We start from the raw sequence: 242 nt of genomic DNA, 5'->3' as shown, positions 1-242 counted from the left end.
ATCATGGTTACTTCTTCATTATACGGTCAATATTTTATTATTCTGGGCTTTCACCGTTCAATCCCGCAACCAATCCCCTGTGCGTTATTTTGGTGTTAAAATCGTTGTCGTATAGCAATGGCCAATCCGAACCGCCATCGTACAACCAGCTATCCTGATCTCTAAAGCCCCAAAGGGTCAATCCAAATTGTTGCGTTTGGGGCACAATAGTGGTATAGTAATATCCTGCTCTCTGGTATTGC

At 43.0% G+C, this 242-nt stretch carries 1 protein-coding gene; it reads right to left on the bottom strand.

The genetic code is table 11. The annotated features are described in order from the left end of the window. Positions 1-37: 37 nt before the first annotated feature. Positions 38-242, bottom strand: a 205-nt coding sequence (locus SB754_RS22515) for an endo-1,4-beta-xylanase (RefSeq protein WP_410784496.1), incomplete at its 5' end; no start/stop codon positions are given.

The organism is Leifsonia sp. SIMBA_070 (assembly GCF_046534635.1).
Classification (GTDB): domain Bacteria; phylum Actinomycetota; class Actinomycetes; order Actinomycetales; family Microbacteriaceae; genus Leifsonia.
The sequence above is the reverse complement of the archived record's forward strand: the minus strand, read 5'-3'. Positions and strand labels throughout refer to the sequence as shown.